The 25,567-nt window shown below is 59.7% G+C and carries 19 protein-coding genes, 1 tRNA gene, 2 pseudogenes and 1 riboswitch; of the genes and pseudogenes, 10 read left to right on the forward strand and 12 right to left on the reverse strand.

Annotated features, from left to right (window positions below):
- Positions 1-5: 5 nt before the first annotated feature.
- Together FYJ43_RS09845 and pgi are read right to left on the reverse strand one after the other, a co-directional pair.
- On the reverse strand, positions 6-635 hold the full coding sequence (locus FYJ43_RS09845) for a SanA/YdcF family protein (protein WP_326833558.1): 630 nt from the start codon (positions 633-635) through the stop codon (positions 6-8).
- 629 nt (positions 636-1,264) lie between these two features.
- Positions 1,265-2,947, reverse strand: a complete 1,683-nt coding sequence (pgi, locus tag FYJ43_RS09850) for a glucose-6-phosphate isomerase (RefSeq protein WP_154564284.1) — start codon at positions 2,945-2,947, stop codon at positions 1,265-1,267.
- Positions 2,948-3,171: 224 nt separating this feature from the next.
- Between pgi and FYJ43_RS09855 the strand changes: the two genes are divergently transcribed.
- On the forward strand, positions 3,172-4,056 hold the full coding sequence (locus FYJ43_RS09855) for a hypothetical protein (protein WP_154564529.1): 885 nt from the start codon (positions 3,172-3,174) through the stop codon (positions 4,054-4,056).
- Positions 4,057-4,081: 25 nt separating this feature from the next.
- Here the strand turns inward: FYJ43_RS09855 and FYJ43_RS09860 are convergent, their stop codons facing one another.
- On the reverse strand, positions 4,082-4,747 hold the full coding sequence (locus FYJ43_RS09860) for a bifunctional 4-hydroxy-2-oxoglutarate aldolase/2-dehydro-3-deoxy-phosphogluconate aldolase (RefSeq protein ID WP_154564286.1): 666 nt from the start codon (positions 4,745-4,747) through the stop codon (positions 4,082-4,084).
- A 170-nt stretch (positions 4,748-4,917) separates the two neighbouring features.
- Here FYJ43_RS09860 and FYJ43_RS09865 point away from each other — a divergent pair, with 170 nt between their 5' ends.
- The gene (locus tag FYJ43_RS09865) at positions 4,918-5,448 is read left to right on the forward strand and encodes a Dps family protein (protein WP_154564288.1); all 531 of its coding nucleotides are present in this window, start codon (positions 4,918-4,920) and stop codon (positions 5,446-5,448) included.
- Positions 5,449-5,586: 138 nt separating this feature from the next.
- Positions 5,587-8,178, forward strand: coding sequence for a DEAD/DEAH box helicase (locus tag FYJ43_RS09870; RefSeq protein WP_326833536.1), 2,592 nt, complete (start codon positions 5,587-5,589; stop codon positions 8,176-8,178).
- Positions 8,179-8,192: 14 nt separating this feature from the next.
- On the opposite strand, the gene nrdG is transcribed toward FYJ43_RS09870, so the two are convergent.
- Positions 8,193-8,699 carry an anaerobic ribonucleoside-triphosphate reductase activating protein gene (nrdG, locus tag FYJ43_RS09875; RefSeq protein ID WP_154564290.1) on the reverse strand — a complete coding sequence of 169 codons (507 nt, stop codon included), beginning with the start codon at positions 8,697-8,699 and terminating at the stop codon, positions 8,193-8,195.
- Positions 8,696-11,047 (reverse strand): anaerobic ribonucleoside triphosphate reductase, encoded by a 2,352-nt coding sequence (locus FYJ43_RS09880; RefSeq protein WP_407643734.1) that lies wholly within the window; start codon positions 11,045-11,047, stop codon positions 8,696-8,698. The genes nrdG and FYJ43_RS09880 overlap by 4 nt, the downstream gene beginning before the upstream one ends.
- Positions 11,048-11,123: 76 nt before the next feature.
- A riboswitch (cobalamin riboswitch) is annotated at positions 11,124-11,363 on the reverse strand.
- 106 nt (positions 11,364-11,469) lie between these two features.
- Here FYJ43_RS09880 and FYJ43_RS09885 point away from each other — a divergent pair.
- Both FYJ43_RS09885 and FYJ43_RS09890 read left to right on the forward strand, forming a co-directional pair.
- Positions 11,470-11,931, forward strand: coding sequence for a YbhB/YbcL family Raf kinase inhibitor-like protein (locus FYJ43_RS09885; RefSeq protein ID WP_154564292.1), 462 nt, complete (start codon positions 11,470-11,472; stop codon positions 11,929-11,931).
- Positions 11,932-12,135: 204 nt separating this feature from the next.
- Positions 12,136-13,200: a cutinase family protein gene (locus tag FYJ43_RS09890; protein ID WP_326833559.1), complete on the forward strand. Its 1,065-nt coding sequence runs from the start codon at positions 12,136-12,138 to the stop codon at positions 13,198-13,200.
- 5 nt (positions 13,201-13,205) lie between these two features.
- Here the strand turns inward: FYJ43_RS09890 and FYJ43_RS09895 are convergent, their stop codons facing one another.
- Positions 13,206-13,904, reverse strand: coding sequence for a hypothetical protein (locus tag FYJ43_RS09895; RefSeq protein ID WP_326833537.1), 699 nt, complete (start codon positions 13,902-13,904; stop codon positions 13,206-13,208).
- A 176-nt stretch (positions 13,905-14,080) separates the two neighbouring features.
- On the opposite strand from FYJ43_RS09895, the gene FYJ43_RS09900 reads away from it, so the two are divergent.
- Positions 14,081-14,163, forward strand: a tRNA-Leu gene (locus FYJ43_RS09900).
- Positions 14,164-14,346: 183 nt separating this feature from the next.
- On the opposite strand, the gene FYJ43_RS09905 is transcribed toward FYJ43_RS09900, so the two are convergent.
- The 4 genes and pseudogenes from FYJ43_RS09905 to FYJ43_RS09920 all read right to left on the reverse strand — a co-directional run bounded on the left by FYJ43_RS09905 (position 14,347) and on the right by FYJ43_RS09920 (position 17,835).
- Positions 14,347-14,553, reverse strand: coding sequence for a hypothetical protein (locus FYJ43_RS09905; protein ID WP_154564294.1), 207 nt, complete (start codon positions 14,551-14,553; stop codon positions 14,347-14,349).
- A gap of 28 nt (positions 14,554-14,581) precedes the next feature.
- Positions 14,582-16,771 (reverse strand): ABC transporter permease family protein, encoded by a 2,190-nt coding sequence (locus FYJ43_RS09910; protein ID WP_154564296.1) that lies wholly within the window; start codon positions 16,769-16,771, stop codon positions 14,582-14,584.
- Positions 16,768-17,325: pseudogene (locus tag FYJ43_RS09915) on the reverse strand (ABC transporter ATP-binding protein). The gene FYJ43_RS09910 and the pseudogene FYJ43_RS09915 overlap by 4 nt, the downstream one beginning before the upstream one ends.
- Positions 17,326-17,454: 129 nt before the next feature.
- Positions 17,455-17,835, reverse strand: a complete 381-nt coding sequence (locus tag FYJ43_RS09920; protein WP_154564298.1) for a peptidase inhibitor family I36 protein — start codon at positions 17,833-17,835, stop codon at positions 17,455-17,457.
- 1,452 nt (positions 17,836-19,287) lie between these two features.
- Between FYJ43_RS09920 and FYJ43_RS09925 the strand changes: the two genes are divergently transcribed.
- From FYJ43_RS09925 to FYJ43_RS09935, 3 genes and pseudogenes are all read left to right on the forward strand, one after another.
- Entirely contained in the window at positions 19,288-19,863 is a 576-nt protein-coding gene (locus FYJ43_RS09925; RefSeq protein ID WP_154564300.1) for a hypothetical protein, read from the forward strand.
- Between the two features lie 341 nt (positions 19,864-20,204).
- On the forward strand, positions 20,205-21,695 hold the full coding sequence (locus tag FYJ43_RS09930; protein WP_154564302.1) for a polysaccharide deacetylase family protein: 1,491 nt from the start codon (positions 20,205-20,207) through the stop codon (positions 21,693-21,695).
- 106 nt (positions 21,696-21,801) lie between these two features.
- Positions 21,802-21,998, forward strand: a pseudogene (locus FYJ43_RS09935) (permease); the annotation flags it as partial.
- A gap of 219 nt (positions 21,999-22,217) precedes the next feature.
- Here the strand turns inward: FYJ43_RS09935 and FYJ43_RS09940 are convergent.
- Complete coding sequence (locus tag FYJ43_RS09940; protein ID WP_154564539.1) at positions 22,218-22,397, reverse strand: hypothetical protein; 180 nt, start codon at positions 22,395-22,397, stop codon at positions 22,218-22,220.
- Between FYJ43_RS09940 and FYJ43_RS09945 the strand changes: the two genes are divergently transcribed.
- The gene (locus FYJ43_RS09945) at positions 22,312-23,697 is read left to right on the forward strand and encodes a polysaccharide deacetylase family protein (RefSeq protein WP_326833538.1); all 1,386 of its coding nucleotides are present in this window, start codon (positions 22,312-22,314) and stop codon (positions 23,695-23,697) included. The genes FYJ43_RS09940 and FYJ43_RS09945 overlap by 86 nt on opposite strands.
- Positions 23,698-23,743: 46 nt before the next feature.
- Here FYJ43_RS09945 and murJ read toward each other — a convergent pair whose 3' ends face one another.
- Positions 23,744-25,564 (reverse strand): murein biosynthesis integral membrane protein MurJ, encoded by a 1,821-nt coding sequence (gene murJ / locus FYJ43_RS09950; protein WP_154564306.1) that lies wholly within the window; start codon positions 25,562-25,564, stop codon positions 23,744-23,746.
- Positions 25,565-25,567 lie beyond the last annotated feature (3 nt).

Here is a 25,567-nt window from a genome sequence, read left to right on the forward strand (position 1 = left end):
CTGACTCATCGTGAGTTGAGGGCTTCGCGGACCCCGTCGTCGGTTTCTCCCAGAGTCGGTTCGCGGCTACTGACGACGTCGGTGATCATCTTTCCGCGCGCCCCGAACTCGCGGGCCCAACCCTTCCACCACACCGTGTCGCGAGGCTGGGTGCGATCAGGGGCCCCGACAGCGTCAAGCCCGGTCATCCGGCACGTCGCGACGGTACGAATCTCGTGGTAGTCCTGTGTCACCATGATGGCCCGGTCGACCCCGAAGATCCGTCGAGCCCGAACACAGGTGTCGTAGGTGTCGAGACCAGCGAAGTCCTCGACGATCCTGGCCGCCGGAACTCCCTTGCTGACGAGGTACGTCTTCATCACCTTGGGCTCGTTGTAATGAGTCTCTCGGTTGTCCCCCGACACCAAGATGACCTTGGCCTTGCCGCTGCGGTAGAGATCGGCAGCAACGTCGAGGCGTCCTCGCAGATAGGCCGACGGGGTACCCGAGGGCAGGACTTGGGCACCGAGGACAATGGCGACATCGCGCGGTTCAGTGTCAGCGACGTCGTGAACCTTGCCGTATGACAGCGCCCCAGCCAGCGCCCAAGGCCCCAACAGTGCAACAAAGGCAGCAATGCATGTCGACACGACCACAGTGCGAATTGGGTGTCGGCGGCACGAACTCACACTCCCACTGTATAACCCGTGTTTTGGCATCCAGCGACTGCAATAGCATGTGGTAGCACAAAGAGGTCACCACGACACCACGCCGCCTATCCAAAACTCTGTCGCTATCCCTACCGCTTATCGCCTTTGCGGAAGTTAACCACTAGGAGACCAATAATGACCACAAGAATAACGACCGCGACGATCAGGATCGAGATAATCCAAGACTCACTCGACATCAATAATACATCCACGCGCTAGACCTTCCCTTCAGTTAGCAACCCAGCAGTAATTTTCATAAACTATGACAACCCAGTTTGCCCTAGTCTGTAAGCTTAGCTGTTGCGTTAAATTCCTTTACAGAGAGATCCAGAAACCTTGATCCAGAATACACACCAGCATAACTAATAATTGCGCCACCAAACCTCACATAAGAAGGTAACCTTTAATCTTTCATACCATTAATTCTTCATTGAATGCTTCCCCATCGAAGGTATGCAAGAGCATACCATCATGGCCGCAGATCGAACGAAACGTTCACGACCTATACGAAAGTACAGCTTTTCTTAGGTAGTGTTTGACGGTATATCCCTGCCGCCAAACACCACCCACAATGATCACCGACGGTGCTCGCGATACCACGTCACTAGCGAGACCGTCGACGAATCCTGAGCCTTCAGGGCGTCATCGTCACCGGACACAGCCGGGGCGATTTGCAGCGCAAGCTTTTTACCTAATTCGACACCCCACTGGTCAAAAGAGTCGATACCCCAGACGGCACCCTGCACAAAAGTGATGTGCTCGTAAAGGGCAATGAGCTCACCAAGCACCTTCGGGGATAGTTCGGAAGCCATGATTGACGTCGTCGGACGGTCTCCGGCAAAAACCCGAGCGGGAACAATGGCCTCGTCAGTGCCCTCGGCGCGCACCTCGTCGGCGGTCTTACCGAAGGCCAGAGCAGCCGTCTGGGCAAAGAAGTTACTCAGAAACAGCTCGTGGACGTCGGTAGCGCCATCCTTGGTCGGATGGGCTGGATTAGCCACCGCGATGAAATCAGCCGGAATGAGGCGGGTGCCCTGGTGAATGAGCTGATAGAAGGCGTGCTGACCGTTAGTGCCCGGCTCGCCCCAGAAAATCTCGCCGGTGTCGGTAGTCACTGCTGAACCATCCCAGCGCACCGACTTGCCATTCGACTCCATAGTCAGCTGCTGCAAATAAGCCGGGAAGCGGTGCAAATACTGTGAATATGGAAGCACCGCATGCGAGTGGGCCTTCCAGAAGTTGACGTACCAGATGTTCAACATGCCCATAAGCAGCGGGACGTTCTGCTCCGGCTCGGTGGTGGCGAAGTGCTCGTCGACGGCGTGAAATCCGGCCAGGAAGTCCTCGAAACCCTTCGGTCCGATCGCGACGGCAAGCGACGTACCGACGGCGGAATCCACCGAGTAGCGGCCACCCACCCAGCTCCAGAACCCAAAAGCATTCACTGGATCGATGCCGAACTCCTCGACCTTGTCCAAGGCCGTTGAGACGGCGACAAAGTGCTTGGCGACGGCGTCACGTCGAGCCTGCTCGGCGTCGGCAATCGCACCGGCAGCGACCAAGCCGTCAAGCAGCCACGCACGCACGCACCGGGCATTGGTCAGAGTCTCCAGAGTGGTGAAGGTCTTAGAGGCAATGATGACCAGGGTCGTCTCGGGGTCAAGATCGGCGGTCTTGACAGCAGCATCGGTCGGGTCAATGTTGGAGATGAAGCGGCACTCCAGGCCATCCTTGACGTAGGGCTTGAGGGCCTCATAGGCCATCACCGGGCCAAGATCGGAGCCGCCAATGCCAACGTTAATGACAGTACGAATCGGCTTGCCGGTGACCCCCTTCCACTCACCCGAACGCACCTTTCCCGCGAAGGCGTAAATCTTGTCGAGCACCTCATGAACATCGGCAACGGCGTCCTGTCCGTCAACATGCAGCTCGTCAGTGCGGGGACGACGCAGCGCGGTATGGAGGACGGCGCGGTCCTCAGTAACGTTGATGTGCTCACCGGCATACATTGCGTCACGACGCTCGGTGACGTGAGTCTGCGCAGCCAGTTCGAGGAGAGCGTCACGAATCTCGTCGGTAAGGAGGTTCTTCGATAAATCGACGTGCAGGTCCGCGACGTCAAGGGTGTAATGCTCAGCGCGGTGCGGGTCAGCGTCAAACAAACGGCGCAGCTTGTACGGCCCGTCAACGAAGTCGGACTTCAGGTCTAAGAGCGTGCCCCATGCGGGGGTGGACGTAGCGTCGATGGGAGTCTGCATAGCCCCAGCCTAGGAGATGGGGTGGCGACGACATCGTCTCACCTCGCTTATCATGTTCGCGATCGACTAAAGGAGGACACGTGGGCGCGAAATATCGTCGAGCTGTTGCCCTAGCGTCGATTCTCGTCGCCCTAGCGCCAACCCCGTTTGCTGTGCCAACACCTTTACTGGCTTCAATAGCTCATGCTGCACCTCCAGGGGCAACACCCCCTGGAAATCTGTCGATGAGTGCATCCCTCGACCAGTCGGGCACACTCGAAGCCAAGGGAACGTTGCGAACCCAAACCGGACAACCGGTTTCACAAGCCCTCATTAACCTTGCGGTAGACGGAAAGCTCTTCACTGCTGGCATGACGCGCGATGACGGATCATGGTCTGCCAGCTTGCGGTTGCCATCGCCTATGCAAAATGGCCCCCATGAGCTGTTGGCTACCTTCGACGGTGCCACCGGCGTCGGAGCGGCCTCAGTAAGCGGCACTTTCTCGATGCCCCCGCAGCCCACACTCCTCACCGCCGCTGCCAAGCCAATGACCGCCGCCCCCGGGGCGTTACTGAACGTCACCGGCAAAGCCGCCCTCTTCGATCACCGTCCCGTCGCCGACAGCCACGTGGCGATAGTGCTCGGCGATGACGGCCAAGCAGCTTTAACAACCCCTACCGACCCGCAGGGAAACTACCAAGCCGTCGTCCCGATACCACTGGATGCCCCTCACGGACCTTTCAATGTAACGGTCAAGCTGGTGGACTCCCGCTATGGAGCCTCACAACAGACCATCACGGTACAGGTAGCATCAGCCAGCCCAAGCCCCACACCGACGCCATCGCTTCGGCCCACCCCCAGCACCCCGACGCCTAGCTCTCCGACGCCGACTACTAGCGAAGATGGTCGGATCCCCATGGCCTCGTCCAGCCCCATCCCGGTAGCGCATCGCAGCGTCCTGGACTCCTTCGGCGGGCGCAAGCCACTCCTAATACTCGCCATCGTCATCGGTGTTCTGCTGCTCGGAGTCCTGCTAGGGTCATTCACCCGTCACCGCGGTGACAAGGGAAGCAGCGAGGGGGACGGCAACTCCCTCTTTGACGACTGGGATGGACCGAGCCAGCGCTAAACGTACCGACCGATGGCTCACCACCTCAGGCGTTAGCGTCTGCAACCACCTGCAAGACGGAACGGCAACGCTCACGCAGCGCCGAGACAATACCGTCTTCGCAAACATCCCCGACGAGGACGTCATCAAGACAGACGGCAAGGGCACCTGCAGCCAGCCAACGTCGCAACGCATAAGACCCGACGCCACCACGCGGTATGAGGGCAGCGTCGGGAGCCATCCGGGTGAGAATGTCACCGTAGCTAGCCGACCCCATGTCAGCAGGGGCAACCTGAACGGCGTCAGCACCACGGCCCCAAGTAGCCCGCACCTCGGTAGGCGTCAAAGCGTCGGGGGCCGCAGGAATGCCGGCCTGGCGCAGCGCGTCGAGGACCTCACCGCTTGCGGCTACCGGGAGCGCGAAGGCGACCTTGTCGTCGACAAGTCGGGGGACGTCGTCGACAGTCATCACCCCGTGGACACCAATGACGGCGCGACGGCGGTAAATCGCGAGGACGGCGCGACGACGCTCAGCATCAGCAACGGGAAGGGTGAAGGCACGCACCTTTTCCTGGATCATCGCCTCAACAGGGGCCATAAGGTCGGCTGCCGGGACGTCGGGGAGCACCGCGATGATCTTCCCCGCCACCACCTCGTCAGGAAAAGCCAGTCGACCGTCAGTACGACCCGAATCATCAACCTGTGCGCTCATGGGTCACATCATGCCCCATGGCGACACCTCCCTGATGTCATCGGGATGCTCGACCGTCCCGTTTTCGTACTTTCACCGGAATACACTGGAATACAACAGACTAGAACTCTGTTGTCATATATGTACGCCGACAGTCGGCGCTTTGCCACCACGAACGAAGGAGATGTCGCATGGCTAACACCGTGAATGTTCCAAATCCCGCCGGACAGACCACCACCAAGCTGGAAAATGCTGAGTCTGGTTTCAAGGCTTCTGAAACCCTTGCCGCGAACCTTCAAAAAGTTCTCGTCGACTTCATCGCCCTAGAATTGGCTGGCAAACATGCCCATTGGAATATCGTCGGCCCCAATTTCCGTGATCTTCACCTCAACCTTGACGAGGTCGTCGGGATTGCCCGTGAGGGAGCTGACGAAGTCGCCGAGCGGATGCGCGCCCTTCATGCCGCACCAGACGGTCGTCCTGCGGTCGTCGCTGCCAACAACACTCTGCCGGAATCCCCGCAGGGTGAGGTCCTAACCCACGACGCCATCAAGGTCATCACCGCGTCAATCGAAGCTGTCACCGGAACAATGCGTGAGGTCCACGATCAGATTGACGAGGAGGATCCCACCTCTGCCGATATTCTGCACGGATTCATTCAGCAGCTTGAACAGCAGGCATGGTTCATCAGCGCTGAAACTCGCACCCCCGCTGCTCGCTGACTCACCGGTTCCGACACAGTCCATCGTTCACGTCGCTGCGGGTCCCAAGGCCGTCTTGGGGCCCGCAGCGCGTATATGTGCCAAGCCGACTACATTGGCCACAGCCCCCTCTAAATCGTCCGACCCCAAGGAGACACCGTGCGACTAGCCGAAGCCCTTGACGACATGGTCGACGGTCATGCTCCCGTCACTACCGACCGTGGGGAACGCCAACCGGGCTGGGACTCCCCTGGGGCGCGTCCCCTCGACGCCGACATGGCCTTGGACCACATCGAACGAGCTGTCGCCGCCGACGGCATCTCAATGTACGAGCACCAAGAAGAGGCAATACTGGAAATACTGTCGGGCAATCACGTTATCGTCACGACTCCGACAGGATCCGGGAAATCTCTCATCGCCGCTGCCGCCCATTTCGCATGCGTAGCAGCCGGTGGGCGCTCCTATTACACCGCCCCCATAAAAGCGCTCGTCAGCGAAAAATTCTTCAGTCTGTGCGACATTTTTGGTGCCGCCAACGTCGGCATGGTCACCGGCGACGCTTCGGTCAACGCCGACGCCCCCATCATCTGCTGCACCGCCGAGATCCTCGCGAACGTCGCTCTACGCGAGGGCCGTCACGCCGACGTCGACCAGATCGTCATGGATGAGTTCCACTTCATCGGCGACCCCGATCGCGGCTGGGCCTGGCAAGTGCCACTGTCCGAGCTTCCGCAGGCCCAACAGATCATTATGAGCGCCACCCTCGGTGACGTCTCCGACCTCTCGGCTGGCCTAACAACTGCCACCGGTCGCCCCACGAGTGTCATCACTGGGGTCGTCCGACCCGTCCCGCTGGAATATTCGTGGTCTATGAAGCCCGACCACGAGGCCATCGAAGAGCTCGTGGCCGATCAGAAAGCTCCGGTTTACATCGTCCACCCTTCCCAGAAACAAGCGTTAGAACGTGCCCAATCCATGACGTCGATGAAATTGGTGAGCACCGAAGAGCGCCACGCCATCGCCGCCGAAATCGCCGATTTTCGCTTCGCGAAAGGGTTTGGGTCGACTGTGCGCAAGTTCATCACAGCCGGAATCGGCGTTCACCATGCCGGAATGCTGCCAAAATACCGCCGTCTTATCGAAACTCTGGCCCAGCAAGGCAAACTCAAGGTTATTTGCGGCACTGACACCCTCGGCGTCGGAATCAATGTGCCAATCCGCACCGTCATGTTCACGTCCCTGACAAAGTTTGACGGTCGACGCACCCGTGTCCTCAAGTCCCGCGAGTTCCACCAGATAGCCGGGCGAGCCGGACGGGCTGGATTCGACACGGTTGGCTACGTCGTCGCGCAAGCGCCTGAACATGTCATCGCCAACCAGAAAGCCCTTGCCAAGGCCGGAGACGACCCGAAGAAGCGTCGCAAGGTGCAGCGTCACAAGCCGCCGGAGGGGTTCGTCAACTACTCCGAAGAAACGTTCACCAAGCTCATTGAATCCGCCCCCGAGACCCTCCATGCTCGCATGAAGATCACTGAGGCGATGCTGCTCAACCTGTTGCAGCGCGACGAGGACACCGCTCGTGCTGTCCAGCATCTCGTCGAGGCTGCCACCCCGATTGTCACTGAACGGCGCCGTCTCTACCGCCGAGCCGTCCAGATTGGACTGTCGCTGCTGCGTTCTGAGGTCGTCCATCGTCTCGATGCGCCCACACCCGGGGGTCGCCGATTTGCCATGAACGAGGCTTTGCAGGATGACTTTGCCCTCAATCAGCCGCTGTCGGCATTTGCCAGCGAAGCAGTCGCTACCCTCGACCCAGAGTCCCCCACGCATGCCCTCGACGTCGTCAGTGTCATCGAAGCCACCCTTGACAACCCCATGACTGTCCTTATCGCCCAACAGCACGCTGCTCGTGGCGAGGCCATCGCGCGGATGAAGGAGGACGGTTACGACTACGAGGACCGCATGGCCGCTGTCGAACAGATCGAGTGGCCCCGCCCCCTCGAAGACACCCTGAATGCACTTTTCGACATCTTCGCCCCGAGCCACCCGTGGATCCCCGCCGACGCCCTGCAACCCAAGTCGATTGTGCGCGATATGTACGAGCGCGCCATGACCTTCGGTGAATTCTGCGCCTACTACAAAGTGCAACGCAGTGAGGGACTCGTGTTGCGCTATCTGACTGACGCCTACCGGGCGTTACGCCAGACGGTGCCCGAATCCGAACGCACCGACGAACTCGGCGACCTCATCGCATGGCTCGGTGACGTCATTCGCTCCACCGACTCTTCCCTCATCGACGAGTGGGAGGAGCTCACCCATCCCGTCGACGCCGAGCCCGAAGAGGTCCGGCCAGTGCGAACATTCACCTCCAACCAGCGGGCATTCACAGTGATGGTGCGCAATGCGATGTTCCGCAAGGTTATCCTGGCTGCCGACGACGATTTCGAAGCCTTAGGATCCCTCGAACCCGATGGGTCGGCTATGACGGCCAACGCATGGGAGGACGCCCTCGGCGACTACTGGGACGAACACGACGAGATCAACGACGGCCCTGATGCCCGTGCCCCCGGTTTGTTCATGATCGAAAACGAATCAGGACGTCGCAATAGTCGGGTGTGGCTCGTTCGTCAGATCATCGACGACCCTGCCGGCAACCATGACTGGTCAATCACCGCGACTGTCGACCTCGACGAATGTGACGAGGCCGACGATCTAGTGTTGCGGACCAGAGTATTCACGCGGCTGGACTGACGCCCCTTGCCAGCTCACCGCGGGCTGCCCGCCCATTCCACCGCCCGGCCAACCCGCAAGGTGGCGGGCACGTCGATCACTCGCTGGTTACTACTGCCCCGCCAGTTCAGGGCGAGGGTGCGTCGAGCGAGCTGAAAAGGGCCGTCCACCACGACGTCGATCTGCCCCAACATGTCGGCTAGGTCACCATTGCGGCGCGCCTGATTCATCAACGCCTCGACGGTGTAGCCGGACCATGCCCACACGTCCCACCCCATCTCGTGAGCGGCGCGGGCCAGCTGTGCGCAGTCACCGGGCTGGCGGCTGGCCTCACCCCCAGACAGGGTCAGCCCACGAGCCAGCACCGCCGACGCCATAGCCTCGATGATCTGGCCGACGCCAACCTCCTGACCGCCGTCAGGGTCCCAGGTGGCCGGATTGTGACACCCAGGGCACTGCAGCGGGCACCCTTGCGTAAAGACCGTGAATCGGATGCCGGGACCATCAACAATTGACTCCGGCTCAATCCCAGCGATTCTCATCCGTGCTTGACGCGATCTCGCACTTCGGCGCGCTTCGCATCATTGAACCGATCCAAGGTGCCCACCAGATATCCGGTAATACGGCGAATGCGGTCAAAGGGACCGGACGCTTCGGTCCTGCCGCACCGTGGGCACTCGTCGTCAATAATCCCCGTAAACCCACATTGTGGATCCCGGTCGACAGGATGGTTGATGGATCCGTATCCGATGCCGCTGGCGGCCATATGTTGCACGATCGCCACGAAAGCGTCGACATTGCGAGCGGGGTCGCCTGACAGCTCGACGTAGGAGATGTGACCTCCATTCGTCAAGACGTGGTAGGGAGCCTCGATGGCAATTTTGTCTGCCGCGCCGATGTGATACCAGACCGGCACGTGGAAGCTATTCGTGTAGTACTCCCGGTCTGTAACGCCTGGGATTGATCCGTAGCGGCGTCGATCCATCCGGACGAACCTGCCCGATAGCCCCTCGGCTGGGGTAGCCAACGCTGAAAAGTTCAAACCGGTGCGCGCGGCGGCCTCATCCATGCGGTCACGCAAATGCCCAACGATCCGTAAACCGAGCTGTTGGGCATCCCGCGATTCACCGTGGTGGGCACCGATTAACGCTGTCAGCGTCTCAGCTAGTCCGATGAACCCTACCGACAGCGTTCCATGTTTGAGCACCTCGGCGACAGAATCGTCAGCTGACAGCCCCTCGGAGTCAATCCAGACCCCCTGCCCCATGAGAAAGGGGAAATTTCGCACCAGTTTGTGGGACTGGATCTTGAGACGATCGAGCAGTTGGTCGATAACCAGGTCGATCATCCGGTCGAAGGCACCAAAAAAGGCGTCGACGTCGTGGTGGGCCTCGATTGCCAGCCTCGGCAAGTTGATGGAGGTAAATGACAGATTCCCGCGTCCCCAGGTCTGAGCTCGCGCCGGGTCGTGAACGTTCGACATCACTCTGGTGCGGCAGCCCATGTACGCGATCTCGGTCTCGGGGTGGCCGGGCCGGTAGTACTCGGCATTAAACGGGGCGTCCTGAAATGAAAAGTTCGGGAAGAGCCGCTTGGCGCTCACCCGGCATGCGAGCCGAAACAGGTCGTAGTTGGGATCGCCGGGGTCGAGGTTAACCCCTTTCTGGACCCGGAAAATCTGGATGGGAAAAATTGCCGTCTCCCCGCCACCCAGCCCGGCCTCGGTCGCTTCCAAAAGACACCGCACCGCCATGCGTGCCTCCGGGCTGGTGTCAGTGCCGTAGTTAATTGACGAAAATGGTGTCTGCGCTCCGGCCCGCGAATTCATGGTATTGAGATTGGCGATCAGGGCCTCCATTGCCTGATATGTCTGGCGTCGGGTCTCCTCAACAGCCTGACGCCGAATCCGTTCGGCGAGGCGATCGGTGTCGTCGACGAGCTCAGCGAACAGCCGCCGGACCTGCTCTCGTTCGCCAGCTAGGCCACCGTCATCGGGTTCCAACGTCCATGAAGACGCTGCTTCTCGCACCTCATCGGCCTTGTCCTCGTTGCCTCCAAGAGCCTCAAAAATTCTCGTCAAACCAGTCTGAGCAGCACGCCTGAAGGTCTTGGCGACGCCCGGGGCCATGTCTCGATCAAAGTTCGGCACCGCTTGACCGCCGTGCTGATCGTTCTGGTTGGACTGAATCGCGATGCATGCCAGGGCTGCGTACGACCCAATGGATTGCGGAGCGCGCAGTACGCCGTGACCGGTGGAAAAGCCGTGTTCAAAAAGATCGGTGAGGTTGATCTGGCAGCAGGTAGTCGTCAGAGTGAGGAAGTCAAGGTCATGAATGTGAATATCCCCGTCACGGTGCGCTGCGGCGTGGGCGGGATCCAGTACCTCGAGCAGGTTGAATTGCTTTGCCGACTCGGTGCCATATCGCAGCATTGACCCCATGGCGGAGTTGCCGTCAACGTTGGCGTTCTCCCGCTTGGCGTCGGCTTCCTCTGCAGACGCGAAGGTGATCTCGCGCAGGGTACGCATCAAAGCCGATTGCTGGTCGCGGGCGACGGTACGACGCTGCCGGTACAAAATGTAGGCCTTGGCAACGTCATCGTGCCCTTGGTTCATCAACGCCTTCTCGACGAGGTCCTGAATAGCCTCAACGTCGGGGGTTTCGTCGCCAACCTCCCTCAGCCGAGACATCACCTCGAGGGCGACCTCAGATGCCCGCAGCTCAGCGGCGTCATCTCCGCACGCCGCAAATGCTTTACGGACGGCTTCGATGATCCTCGTTGAGTCGAAGCGGATCACCCTGCCGTCACGTTTGCGAATAGACGTCGGTACCCCATGATGGTGGATTGCGCTGTGCTCAATAGCGACTTGGCCGTCGGGCATCGTCGACATGCTCACTCCTCGAAGCAGCGCACGAGTGGAGCAGGGATCGCTCCGGGTCGTCCCGCGCGCCCGTTGTCGTACCGGGCCTACAACCCGGGTACCGGCAGGTATTCGGACTCCAGGGCTTTCCGTCATCGGACGTGTTCCTACCGAGCGACGCTTCCCAGCCGAAGGGCCAGTGCGTGATGTCGCCGTCGTTCCCTGTTACCGCTGCGGGGCAGTTCCGGTCTCACACCGGATTCCCTCTTACGTCCCATCACCGCCACACGACGAGTTGCCCCTACATGTGGTTCTGGCGATAGGAACCAGCACAAGATGAAGTATATACACCGCCAGTGGTCATCCCCACCACACACCCGCCTCCTCCGGTTGGTCATCCTTGTTGTGGAGGCTGGCATGATGGACACACGCTCAGGGAAAGGACACGACCCATGGAGATCACCAGCACATCCATCGCCGACGGTCAGCCAATCAAGCTGGCCTATGCCCACGCCGATGCGGGCGGCGATAACGTCAGCCCCCAGCTCAGCTGGACACCTGGCCCAGCGGGCACGAAGTCGTACGCAATCACCATCTACGACCCTGACGCCCCGACCGGATCAGGCTTCTGGCACTGGATCCTCGCCGATATCCCGGCAGACATCACCTCACTTGATGAAGGAGGCCCGCTACCTGCCGGAGTACGCGAATGGACCAACGACTATCAGGAAGACGGCTATTCCGGAGCTTGCCCCCCGCCTGGGCCCGCCCACCGCTATATTCACACTGTCCATGCCATACCGAGCGAACATCTCGACATCCCCGACGATGCCGCAAACGTCCAGGTGCGCTTCGCTATCCACACCACCGAACTGGATTCCGCATCAATCACCGGAACGTTCCAGCAGTCGTGAGCCATCGACGCGGCTGTCCGCGGCACCTGCTTAACTGACGTTGTGAAGCCTCGGCAGACACCTCCCATCCTCGTCATCCTCGTAGCCTTGGTGACCTGTAGTTTCGTTCCGTTGGGTGTGTTTTCGGCGCCTGCCAACGCCACACCAGCAAGCCCCACCACCAGGGACGCGCGTGAGCCTCCCAACTCGTCGACCGACGCGGGAGTGGGTTGGAGCTCTACCCCGGTATCCTCCGATAGGGCCTCCACCATGGGATGCGCGTCTGTCATGTTCGTAGGCGTGCGAGGTTCAGGAGAGAACCCGCCTTATGGCGACACGATTACGTCAGTCCGTGATGCCCTAGCTCAAAAATGGCGCGGCAAGGGAAGTGTTCGTCAGGTGTACCTGGATTATCCAGCAGCAGACCCCCACACCCTGCAAGAAGCATCCCTGAGTGGCCTACTTTTTGACCCACGCATGCCGCCCACCGAGTACTTCGACTCAGCCGCCCTAGGAGCGAAAAAACTCATAGCCTTGCTCAACGCCGAGAAGGAGCAGTGCCCCGACGAGTGGGTGGTTCTCGCCGGGTTTTCCCAAGGGTCGCAAGCCATCACGCAGGCCCTCGCCCAGACCGATACTCCTCAGCGTTTAGCAGGCGCCATTCTAGCCGGGAACCCTGACCACTACCCCGGTCAGAATGTCCAGGAGGTCAGCGGTGACGCAGATCGGACAGCAATTGGTATGGCCGCCATCCTCTATTACCTGCGCGAGCGTGCGAACACCACCCCTAGCGCCAACCGCGACACCCAGATGCGAGCCATCATCGAAGCGACACTTGGCCTGAGCCAAAACTCCATCAATCAGAGCGCCCTCGATGCCGATATGGCAAGGGCGGGAGCCGCAATTCCCGCAGAGGCATATCCAGAAACATATTCGGTGTGCATGAAAGGCGATCCGGTCTGCGATACCGCACCGGCTCTCACACGCATCCTCACCTTGCAGTCGACATGGCAGGACGAACTCAATCAAGGTCGTCCGATCCACATGAGCTACACCCGCACCGTCATGGAAGAGTCGTTGGACCGCGTCGCTCAGCGAATTAACGCCATCAGCGCCGCCGAGGCGAAGGGGACACCACTGCCTCACGGATCGACGATGACACTGACCACTCGCGACTGGGGACCGCTCCAGATTGGGGTGGCCATTGGCGCCAGTGTGGTTGGAATAGGGGCGGGGTGGCTCTTGGGACGCACCAGCCGACGCCGTCACCGTCGCCGCCATGTGCGCTGAGCGGGTTAGATCTCAAAGAACCACTGCCCGGTGGCCATGACGCCAATAACGTCTGCCAGCAGAACGGCACCAAAAGCAGCCAGCAGAGCTGAAATACCACGGTGAACCGCTACCGCGTGATCTTCTCGAATACCCGTCACGACGCTAGCGACGCGGTCTGGCCCTCCTACGAGATACGCGATCACTAAAACGATGAGCAGGCTGTGGCTACAGGCAACCCAGATGAGCGATTCGACGACGGCCCAGCTGCGATGCGGAAGATGTGCTGCGTGCACAAGCATTGCCCAGAATGCTGGGTCGATGAGAGACGACAGTCCTACCAGGAGTCCGCTAACGGCCAGTGCTCTAGGTGCCGTCGAGCGTGGCGCTGCGGAGGTATCGCCATCGAAGGTCTGCGTCGCAGCCCCCGGGCGCAACCGCCACGCTGCCCAGGCGATAAAAGCTAGGCCAAGGATGGCCACCAGCCACACCCAGACCAGATGGGGGACGTGGAGCTCGCGGATGCCCAACCGGGTAAGCAGCGCCCCCAAGCCAAGCACCCCGGCAATCCCGAAGATAGCGGACGTCCCTACTGACGTGGCGAGGAGAGTGACGACGCCGCGCCGCCTCACCCCGAGTCCAAGTGCTGCCAACAATACAAAGGATCCCAACGGATCAAAGCCGGCGATACCGAGCGCGAAGGCCGCAGCGAGAAAAGACAGCACGAGGAAAGGCTACTCGGTAGTCACACCGCAGATTCGGTACACCGCCGCCCACCGGACGGAGCCAGAGTGACAGAAGTTTGTGCAGGTATCGCCGTCGATTTCACTTCCGTGTGATCTCCGTGCTACCGTCTCCGAGTTGGGTTTGTCAGATGGTCTTACTGTCGGACGATCCTGATGCGCGAGTGGCGGAATGGCAGACGCGCTGGCTTCAGGTGCCAGTGTCCCTTGGGACGTGGAGGTTCAACTCCTCTCTCGCGCACAACGGGCATTTCACGTAAGTGAGTCCGATTGCTTTACGCAACTGCCGGTCGGAGGTCATCTGGCCGGGAGTTTTCGCGTTCTACATGGATTTTCTGTTCACTGAATACACCATTGGCCTGGGGCGCACGCTCACGTGGGGAGGTCGCTGCCGACCAACGGGACCGACCCTTGCGCACGCACATCACGCCAAGTCATCGGCGAGGCGATCTTTGGCGCGGATACCCCGCAACCCCATCAACGGACCAATCAATGCCAGCAGGCCGAGGACTGCCACCCAGCCCAGGATCCAGTCATGTGGGACCGACAAGTGAAGCGAGTGGGACATTCCGTGCGCGAGGACCACGGGGCCTACAGCGACGAGGCTCGCAAGAAGTCCGCAGGTCGCCACCAGTAGCAGGCTCTGGATAATGGGAACTTTACGGCAGAACTGTGATGGCAAGCCGATGGCCAGGAGCTGTCGACTCTGGCCCCGTGCGGTCTCGCCAAAGGAAGAACACACGCTCATAGTGATGATGACTCCGATGACAAGCAGCGCCAAGCACACCGCCCACAAACTGGGGGGGGAGTTCCGGCTTCGGCGGGGCTTTGTAGTACGTCAGAACGCGCGGGTCCAACTTCTGAGTGTGGACGAACTCGATTGCTTTCGCGATCTGGGCCTCGTCAACTCCGACATAGACCCACCGGTCGGGCATGGATGCCGCATGCAGCGCTGTGACAGAACCCTCCAGCAAAACTCCGCCATATATGAAACTCCACGTCGGGGGGACAGCCACGTGCCGAGACGACACGCCAACGCGCCGCCCGTTGTCCAAGGAAAGCTCCACGGTGCCGGGGAATTCGTCAAAGCCCAACATCGCACCGTCCTGCAATGCGGTGCGTTGCCCTTGGTCCAGCGTGACGCCAAGAACACGCTCAGCTTCTGATGGCTGGGCAACTACCATGACTCCCTGTGCCCCCGGAGTTCCCGTGGAGGAAATCTGGCCGTTTAGGATGTGGACCGCCAGCGGCGCAGGAAGCCCCGCACCGGCTTGTATCCGCTGCGGCAGATTTTTTGGCAACGGTTGGCCATTGGGAGACTGAACAACCAACTGTCCAGGGATCGCCATGCTGATCGCGGCGCTGGAACTCAAGTAGGACGCCATGATCACAGTGACACTCGCTGGGATCGCAAGGCACATGCACAGAGCTGATCCCAAGGCCCGGACCCTGCGCCGGTCGGCGCGCACATTGGTCAGCGCCAGCCACCCGGGCAAGGATGGCAGATGTAGCACGGCGATGAGTCCTGTGAGGATGTCGGGCACGACCAGAGCCAGACCCAGGGCACTGAGAACAACGCTTTTGACAGCACCATCGAGCTGACGTGCACCATAGACAGTGATCAAGGCAGTCATTAGCAGCCCCACCGCGCCGATTCGTCGGCTCCAACTCAACAGGGAGGCAAATCGAGCGGATCCCTGCCCCGGACGCCACGATACGTTCTGGAAGATGGCGATACTCAGCAGTGAAAGAACGACGGTGAGCCCCAAGAGTGACAATCCCAGAAGAAGCACCGGGGCTGCGGGGCTGAGTGGCTGAGTCATAAAGTGCGGCAAAACTGCAAGCCGTATCACTTGCCCGGCGAGCCAGCCGATTCCGACGCCAGCTAAGCATGCTCCGAGACAGACAAGTAGAACGACACCGAGAGTGGGGATCGGGGTCACCGACATGGGGATACCCATGCGAAGCATTGCGGCGCGTTCTATCTGGAGGGATCTCGACAGTCGAGTGGTCGTGGTCAGCTGAACGGCACCACACAGGAGAAGACAGGGGATCATGATCAGGTATGAACTATGCGCGAACAGGGACCGCTGGGCGCGGCCCTGCAGGAACGCACGATCCAAAGCTCCCGCGTGCAGGTGATCGACTGGCGTACCAGATGCTTTTGCGATCACAGGAATCATGGCGTCCAGCTCAACCCCGTCCCACAGGTACTGGGTCGTAGAGGTGAGGTCGGGGTACCCGGTTGACGCGGCGGCCGACATCTGCTGCCAAGTCCCAGGTGCGCCCACAACCTCCAGCCCCTTGGTGGCATAGACGTCCCGAAAGGTTCCGACCACGGCGAGACGAGTGGAGTTGCTGAATGCTCTGATGGTGGAGGGATTACCAAGACGCACCAAGAGCGTCTCCGACATCATGACTTCACCGGATCGACTGGGCCACCGTCCCGCCGCAAGCGCGTAGCGGGAGGGCTTGCTCCCCTGCTGCCACTCCATGTATTCGAGACGATCCTGCGGACCGGTGGACAGACCCGTGGAGCGAAAGCCGTCGATCTGGAGATCTGATCCGTATACGCCAACGCGCACATTCTTGGCACCGGCTGCCGCCATCGCCTTCAGGACGGCGCGATCCGGGTAGCGGGTGGCCTGTGGTTGATGGACGACCACGGAGGCGCCACTTGGACCAAGCTCGCGATCCGCCACCTGAGCACCACTGAGCGCGAAAGACGACACAGCGACGTACAACGCCACGAACGCTGCCACCACAGCCAGCAACGGTACGGCCGCGGTGAAGCGGCTGCGGTTGCGACTCCAAATCCTCAACAGTGCGATGTTCAGACTGTGACTCACGTGACGACCTGCCCATCGCGCAGCACTGTCATTGAGTCGCAGAACCGGCTCACGATCGGGTCATGGGTGGCAACCACCACACTCATTTACTGTTCGTGCGCCAGAGCGGTGAAGACCTTGAAAAGCTCCTCCGAGTTGGCTGAGTCCAGCGCCCCGGTTGGTTCGTCGGCCAACAGAACTCGTTGCCCGCCAGCCAACGCACGGGCGACACCCACGCGTTGACGCTGACCCCCCGACACCTCTGACGGCCGACGATCACCCAGTTGATCAATTCCGAGGCGAGCCAAAGCGTCCGCAGCAGCCCTGCGACCTTGGGCACGGCCTTGGCCACGCGCCCACAGTGGTAGGGCCACATTTTCGATGTTTGTCATCTCCGCGATGAGATTGTTGTCTTGGAAAATAACCGACACGTGTTCAAGCCGATGCCGAGCCCGTGCCGCCTCATCAAATTCGGAGACACATGTACCGTTCACCTCAATTTCCCCGGCATCGGGGACATCCAGACCGGCGAGCAGATTGATTAGCGTACTCTTCCCCGACCCGCTCTCCCCCATGAGGGCGTGTAGACCCGACGACGAAAACTCAATATCTACATTTCGAAGCGCTTCAACCCGACCCGCACCAACACCGAAGGATTTGGATACTCCAACCGCAGCGATCATTCTCGTCCCTTCGAAACCTGTTCAGCAGGAACCGTTCGTGGCCCACGACGACAGCTCGTCGTCATCCCAGGTGTTGATGTCATTGTCCGAACGGTGCGCCAGCATGTTGACACACCTTCCACGACCGTTGGCGTCGTGATACCAACGCGCGTTGGTACCCGACTTGTTCTCGTACGACGACATCGCGTCATTGTTTCCGGGACTGATGTTCATGATTCCCAGCCCTGCACGACGGTAACCCATCAACCCGAGGAAGTCGTTGTCACGGTAAAGGCATACCTCCGCAGACGGGCACAGATTACTGCCGGCGTGGGCGCTAGTGGCTAAACCCACCGGAGCTGCAGCGGCCAGCCCCAAAGCTATAATGACGACCTTATGAAGGTTAGTCTTATTAACCTTCATAATTCTCTTCTCCTATGGAATCCCGTTAACAAGAAGAGCCTTCACCATTAGCCAGCATTATATAGAACGCTCTCACCACGAGGAGTGGGAGATCTTGATATACATCCGAAAGTACAACTATATGCGCCCAAAAGTACAAAGCAGAGTAGGATTAGCCACTACTGAGCACGACAAAGTACATCCCGGCATACGGCCAGGACACATTATTTCAGTTTCATGATCTCCTGTCTCTATAGGTTTTCGATAGATGCGGGATATCGGAAGAATCCATCTTTCCGCCATTGCCACTTGGGACGAGCGAGACGAGCAGATAGTTGTCACCCCGGCTATATGATATTGATCTCTATCCGCGAGCGCACATAGATGTTCCTGCAGCGAGGACACGTGGTTAGAGTCACCCGACAAAACCAGACGAACTCGCCCGGTGGCGGCATCACATTCAACCGATGTCGCGAGATCAGATGATCCACCGACATTCTTGAGTGGTTCTTTGCACGCAGCCGACGGCACAGCCACACAGCTTGAGAGAGTTGTGGCTTCCAAGGTCAGAAATCTTCAAAACCGAGTATGCAACCATCGCCGATGCCGATCGGAGCTTCCCAGGATAAAGAAAACAAAGTGCGTCACCAAAATTCCTCCAAAGAATTTACTCGAACGTGAGGCTCCCATCCAGTGGGGTCTTCCCTCGCCTGCGAAGCCATCAGTTGCACCAATACACAAGAAGTAGTGTCCATTCGGACACGATCGGTCAGTACGCGCCCGAGCGACGCCAACGTCCACACCCCGGAAGAGGCGATCATCTGAGACCGCGACGCCACCAGTCAGGCGCTTTAGCCTTGGACCTTCCGACGATTGAAGCTCAGGCGCTAAACGCCGACGTAGACCACCAGGACTCAGAGTCCAAGTCGTGCGAGGTGTTGAGGAGCAGGGTGGCGGTCATCACTCAGGCACCATCCTTCGTACATTGGTCTGCATCGTCGGATCACGATGACGACGCTATCTATCAGCCTTTCATGAGGCGCGACTGTTCGGTGGTCGAGTGTCGTTGCTGCCTGACTGGTGCTGGCTCTGCCATGCACGTATGACGGCCCTCCGCATGTCGTTGAGCGTTGGCGTTGATTCCAACTGCCCACCGGCCACATTCTTCTCCTCATGGACGCAACCGCGAAGGCCACCCGCTGGGCTGTCGCACCGCCCTGGCCAACGATCCCATCGGCTAGGCACACCTTACGGCTCTCGTTTCGGGGTCGGAGACCCTCTTCCCAACGGCCACTTGTCCAGGTATCCACCCATGTCGGTGACCATTCGTTTCTCCTCATCAGACAAAAGTGCAATAACTCCACCGCGAGATGGACCGGCTGAGACGGGACTTCTTACCTTTTTGGTGTCAGCCGGACTCAGCCGGCACACGCACCCCACCAGGTGCTGACGAACATAAGGAGGACACCCCCCATGACCAAGAACCGCCTCGTCGCCGCTGGAGCAGCGGTCGCACTCGCAACTGGCACCGCCCTCATGGCCGCCCCGGCCCACGCTGCGGCACCTGCCCCTATTTCCCCTATACCTGCCCCTATTTCCCCCGCTAAGCCGAACGTAGACAAGTCGAAGCTCCCCATCCAGATCGATTTTGACTGCCTCAAGCGCAATGCTCAAGAGCGTCATCAGATTGAGGCCAAGATCGCGAAGATCCTGCTCAAGGAAGGTGCCGTCAAGGCCAAGACTGTCGCCGTGAAGTCCGCCAAGGACATCGTTGACGCCGTTCTTAAAGACCCGTCCCTGCTAGTCCACCCCAACGCCCTCATCACCAAGATCATCAAGATCATCACCGACAACGTCCGTGAAGCTTTCGGCGACACATCCGCCCTTGGTGATCTCAAGCCGCTTGCACAAGATATCATCAACAACCTTAAAGCCGCCAAGGCCTGCTTCGTTATCAATCGACCGGGCCAGCCCCCGAAGATCCAGCACGTTGGCCACCTCGGTGAGCTCCAGGGTGCCGCTTGGGTTCCCGCAGGTCAGGTTCGCTGAGCATTACGGATAACCATGTGAATCATGTTTTCCGGTATAGACGGGGGTTGCGGAATTTGGCCGCAACCCCCAGTCTCATATCGCGCCCATACCTCATGCACATCTGCGCATGAGGTATTTACCTACTCACGCATGGTCACATCTTCGTGCAGATCACCCACAACGAGAATCAGGGGTCTCTATGTCGGGCACTCTATGGGCGGATTTGCCATCAGGCCTAGCCGCTGCCCTTTTGCCGCCACGGCATACATGACAAATTACTATCATTGCCGCGCCACTTCGATGTGACGATCCGCTCACCATTTTTCGATGAGTTGAACATACGGGGTACGGTCTACCCTATGTTACCAAAGCCTAACCTTCCCTGTAGGGTTGCAGTCGCCACTCTCACAAGCTGTTTAGTACTGGCCGCGTGCTCCTCCCCGGGCGACCAGAAGAGCTTTAAGTCTGAGAAATCCCCCATTGCAGCAAGCCCCAAGGCCGTTTTGCCGAGTATTCCAGCCACTCAGGCCGGCGCAACTGACATCACTTTCAAGGCCACCCCGGAAAAGGTCAGCGCCACCTACCCCCGCTTCACGAAGGCACGGAACCTCAGTATGGCGGTCGAGGTTATCAAGGGCCGTATGCTGCGTGATTCCTGGCAACAGGACGCCTCTGACGTCAACGTCACCTCCCAGATCATCGCCTCCAGCGACGCCGTCTTGGGTGTTCTAGTGACCAACACAACGACCATCAGGGGAAAGAAGCAGACAATCCCGGCGAGCGTCTGGTACTCAGCTGGAGCCAAGCAGTCGTACTCCTCCCCGGCACTCGTCAAGGCTGACCAGTGGGCCGACCTGACAACGGCTCTACAGGACGCTGGCAAGGACCAGTCCCTCGACGGCAGCACGATCGCCGCAGCCGCCAAGGCCAAGTCCGCCCCATACGGCAACGGTCCCGCCCTCGGCTTCGACCACGACGGTGACCTCCTGGCCACCTTCGCTTCGGGCGTCCTCAGCGACAATCCCACCACCCTCGTCGTACCGTCTGGCAAGGCTAGAGGAATGCTCAGCAGCTTCGGCACCCAGGCCCAGAAAGCCTCGACGAATCCCGGCAAGTTCACTGGAACGACGTCGCAACCAGTCGACGAGTCCCTCGAGTCCACCGACATCTCGACTCGCCCCTCGACAGCCGTCGGCCCGGACTGTCGGGTGCTACACTGCGTCGCCGTCACCTACGACGACGGTCCCAGCGCGATGACCCCGGAGCTACTCGACACCATCAAGAAGTTCAAGCTCTCGATCACCTTCTTCCAGATGGGCAACAGCATCAAGGCCTTCCCGGAAACTGCACAGAAGGTGGCCGCCGCTGGCATGGAGATCGGCAACCACACAGTGACCCACCCGAACCTTCCGGTGAAGACCCCGGACCGTATTCGTCGCGAGTTGGAGCACAACTCCCAGCTCATCAAGGGGTTCATGGGGGCCACCCCACTGCTCTTCCGTCCGCCTTACGGCGCGCACAACGACACCGTTGACGAGGTCGCCAAGGACAACGGCATGGCGATCGTGCAGTGGCAGATCGACAGCGAGGACTGGAAGAACCGTAACCCTGGCATGACATACAAGAATGTCATGACGGCTCTGCCCTACACCGCACCCATCATCCTCGAGCACGATATTCAAAAAGCATCAATTGACGCCGCACCGCGGATCTACAGGGATCTGGAGGCCAAGGGCAAGACGATCGTCAGCGTCAGTGAGATCTCCCTCAACACCGGCGGCTACCAGGCTGGCCATGCCTACTGCAACGGCACGGTCAAAGAACAGAGCGGCTACAACTGCAAAGGATGAGAATCCAACCGAGGGGGCGCGCACGGCCGGGGAAGGCCTCGCCCCCGTCGTGGTGGAATTGCTCATCCCGCTTGCCAAGGTCTTCATCGCGGCTGCCTGAATGCAAGCCTTAACGAGCTTTTCCCCTACCGCCCAGCTCGCCTTCCTGACGATGAGACCGGTCGTCGACGTCAAACTCATCGCCATGGAAAGCGGAGCCTTTGGTGCGGGGTGTTGACGCGATTCGTCCCGTTGGCAGCGTGCTGCTGCGTCAGCTCGGCACTCCTTATGGGCGTCCTCGTCTTTCCGTTATCGGTGCACTAATAACCACCGCCGCCATGCATCATTGGCATCATGTGCGCTCGGGCCATTTGTCATCTGAGAATCCGAAGAACTCTCCCAGAATGTCGTTGGCAACCGGCGTTGTGATTCTCCCTGGCTTGAAGAGGGCCTTAATCTATGAATCGTGAGTGCCTCCCCGCGTCGCTCGATTCGAGCCCTGGCCATCGCTTTGGCTGCCCTGCTCCCACTTGCAGCTTGTTCTCACGACAGCGGGGACCCTAACACGTCGCCCTCAGACATTCGTTCGGCCCTAAAATCCACGTCGGTGGCCGCCGCCAACGTCTCGGGGGCGTCGATGACGTCGACGTCGTTCCAGAAGCCGTCAGACATCTCGGTCAAAGTACCGACCATCACCACCGCCCGCAATCTCAGCCAAGCCATCGAGGTCGTCCGGGAACGCACGTTGCGCGGCGCTGCATGGGATTCCGCGACAAAGGTCTCAATGACTGGCCATTTCACCTCCTCAACCACAGACCTGCTTGGGGTCGAGTTGCAGACAGAAGTGACGAAGGGTGAGGGGCCCTCCTTGTCGACGACGACGCTGTGGTACGACGCCACGATGAAGCAGACTCTGTCGGCAAGTGCCCTCATCTCGTGGCCTGGGTGGCCGACGTTCAGCCAACAGGTTGTTAAGGCCGCTACTCGCGATGGCTTCGACGGCAAAAAGGCCGAGGCGGCACTTCAGCAGCCGCAGGCTCCCTATGGCACCGGGCCCGCACTATCGTTTGACTCCAAGGGAGACCTTCTTGTGAGGTTCCCGGCTGGAGCCATTGATAGCGCCCAACGCACCATTCTTATCGACTCTAAAACCGCTTCTCCGCTGCTCAGCGGGCTTGGCCAAAAGGCGCTCGGGGCCTCACTACACCCGACGCCTTTCACCGGTACCCCGTCGGCGAATGAGACATGGTTTACCAAGCTCAAGACGAGCCCGAAGCCATCTGACTCTCCGAACGCCAAACCCCTCCCGGGAGAGCCAGCCACCAAGGCGAGCGGTAACCCGACCCATCCCTCGACGGCTATTGGCGTCGATTGCATCGTGCAACGTTGTGTCGCCCTGACCTATGACGACGGCCCCGCTGATACGACGCCGAAGGTTATTGATGGCTTCATTCACGCGAAAGCGGCTGCAACCTTTTTCCAGCTCGGCACGAACGTCGACAATCACCCAGACACCACCAAGCTGTTGGCCGGTTCTGGCTTTGAGGTTGGCAGCCACTCCGCCACCAACAAGACCCTGACGGGCCTCGGCCCCCAGGGCCGCACAACCGAAATCAACGATGCCGTCAACGCCCTGAGCAAGCTCACCGGACGCCCGACGATGCTCTTCCGTCCGCCATATGGCGCGCACAGCGAGCGGGTCGATGCCGCGATGGCCACACAAAACTTGGCGATGGTCAACTGGGCAGCCGATTCTAATGACTGGCAAAGTCGCGATGCTGGCAAGACCACCAAAGCCGTGACGGAGTACGCCACCACGTACACCCAGCCGATCATCGTGCTGCACGACACCTATCCATCGACCGCTGATGCAACCACCGGAATTATCGAGGCACTCCGCCACAAAGGTATCGTCCTTGTCACAGTCTCCGAACTGACCGTCAATACTGGCGGCATGGACGCCGGCAAGGCTTACTGCCGTGGTACTGCCGTCAATCAGAGTGGCTTCGGCTGCCAGAGCTGATCGCGGCACAGATGACTGTCTGACATCACGCGTGCACGACCCGCGCCTAACGACGCGCCACCTTACGCAGTATGGGCCTCAGTAGGTCGATAACCTCGTCAATGTGCAGCACCGCCGCCATCGCGAGAAATAGCGCAATGAACAGCACCCCGCCGACACAGGTTCCACCGGCGTGCCCAACCCACGTCCCGTGTCCCGCAGCGTCAATTCCGTGGGCGACGACATAGGTCGGAATCGCAGCGACGATCGAAGCCGCAGCGAGTTTCATCCACAGCTGGTTGACCTCAGCCATGCCAATACCACCGAGCTGCCGGGACGCCACCGCGAGCCAGGCCGCCGCCCCAACGAGACTGGCGAGGGTCTGGGCTGCCGCCACAACAAGAAGTGCGTACTGAGGTGGAAAGGCAAACATCGTCACCAAGATGATGAGCTGGGTGCCTGTGCTAGCCGTCTGCATGATGAGGTTGAGCTTGCCATCCTCACGAGCGAAGCAATAACGCTGCTGCAAGGTTGTGATGCCGAAGGGCAACAGACCCACACCCATGATCGCCACAGCTCCTGCCAGGGACCCAACCTGCCCGGGTTCGAGTGAGAACACCGTCTGCACACCTGGGCGCGCTAGCACAACCATTGCCAAAGAACACGGAATGATTGCTAGGGCTGGCATTTCCAACCCCTGCCGCAGTAGCTTCTTCATGGCGGAGTTATTGCCATCAGCATTAGCGCGGCTCATCCGTGGGAAAAGAGCCGTAAGAATCGACGTCGTAATGAAGCTCTGCGGCAACATGAAGATCAGGAATGCGTTGTCATAGGCACTAATTGACGACGAGACCTCCGGATGCACCAGACGCACGTGAGACAGCATCTTCTTCATGATGATGCCGGCGAGCTGAGCAATTACCAATGCGGTAAACGTCCACACGGTGATACGAGCAGCTGCCCCTAACCCATAGCCGCGGATCCCCCAGCGAGGACGCCATCGGAACCCGCCACGATACAGAGGAATAATGAGGAACAAGCCCTGCATAACGATGCCCAAGGTCGTCGTCCCAGCCAATACCCATACCATTTCAGGGGTCCAGGTAGCAGGATCAGGGTGGGCTCCAAACTGCACCAGGAACCACACCAAACCGGCAATCTGAATGATATTTGCCAGCACGGGGCTCCACATGAAGGACGCAAACTGATTTCGAGCGTTGAGAACCTGGCCGAGGATCGCGTAGAGACCGTAGAAGAATATCTGCGGCATACATATAAATCCGAAAAAGACGGTGAGGTGACGAGTCGCCCCGCTCGACGAGAAATAAAGGTCTAAAAGCCATGGAGAGGCCACTGTCGCCACGATGGTGACGATGAGCACAGCCGCGAACGACGCCGTAAGCAATCGATCCACAAATTCTTGGCCACCGTCGGGCTGCTTCATGGCCTTAGTTATTTGCGGAATGAGGATGGCGTTGAGGACCCCCGCACTGAGCAGAATGAACACCACATTCGGCAGAGTGTTAGCGGCTTGGAAAGCGTCAAGGGCTAGTGACGTGCCAGCCGCGATGACGGTAAGCAGGTAGGTACGGACGAACCCCAGAATCCTCGACACCATCGTGCCGGCGGCCATAACGATGCTGGCGCGGCGCAGCGACCCCTCTCCGGTGGCCGCAGAAGCCGCCGAGACCGCTGGCGAAGTGACCTCAATCCTGGGGATGATCCGGGTGCGATCCTCGTCAGAGTCAGGCCTGGTCAGACCCCGGCGAGAAACATTGGCGCCAACAGTGACGGCGTCAATGTCGAGACTGTCGTAGACGTCGATTGGTGGAGCCGCCTCCGGAAGACGAAGGTGGTCGTAAACGTCGTCACCATGGGAATCAGGCATTGT

This window comes from Cutibacterium porci (genome assembly GCF_009696315.1).
In the GTDB taxonomy this organism is placed as follows: domain Bacteria; phylum Actinomycetota; class Actinomycetes; order Propionibacteriales; family Propionibacteriaceae; genus Cutibacterium; species Cutibacterium porci.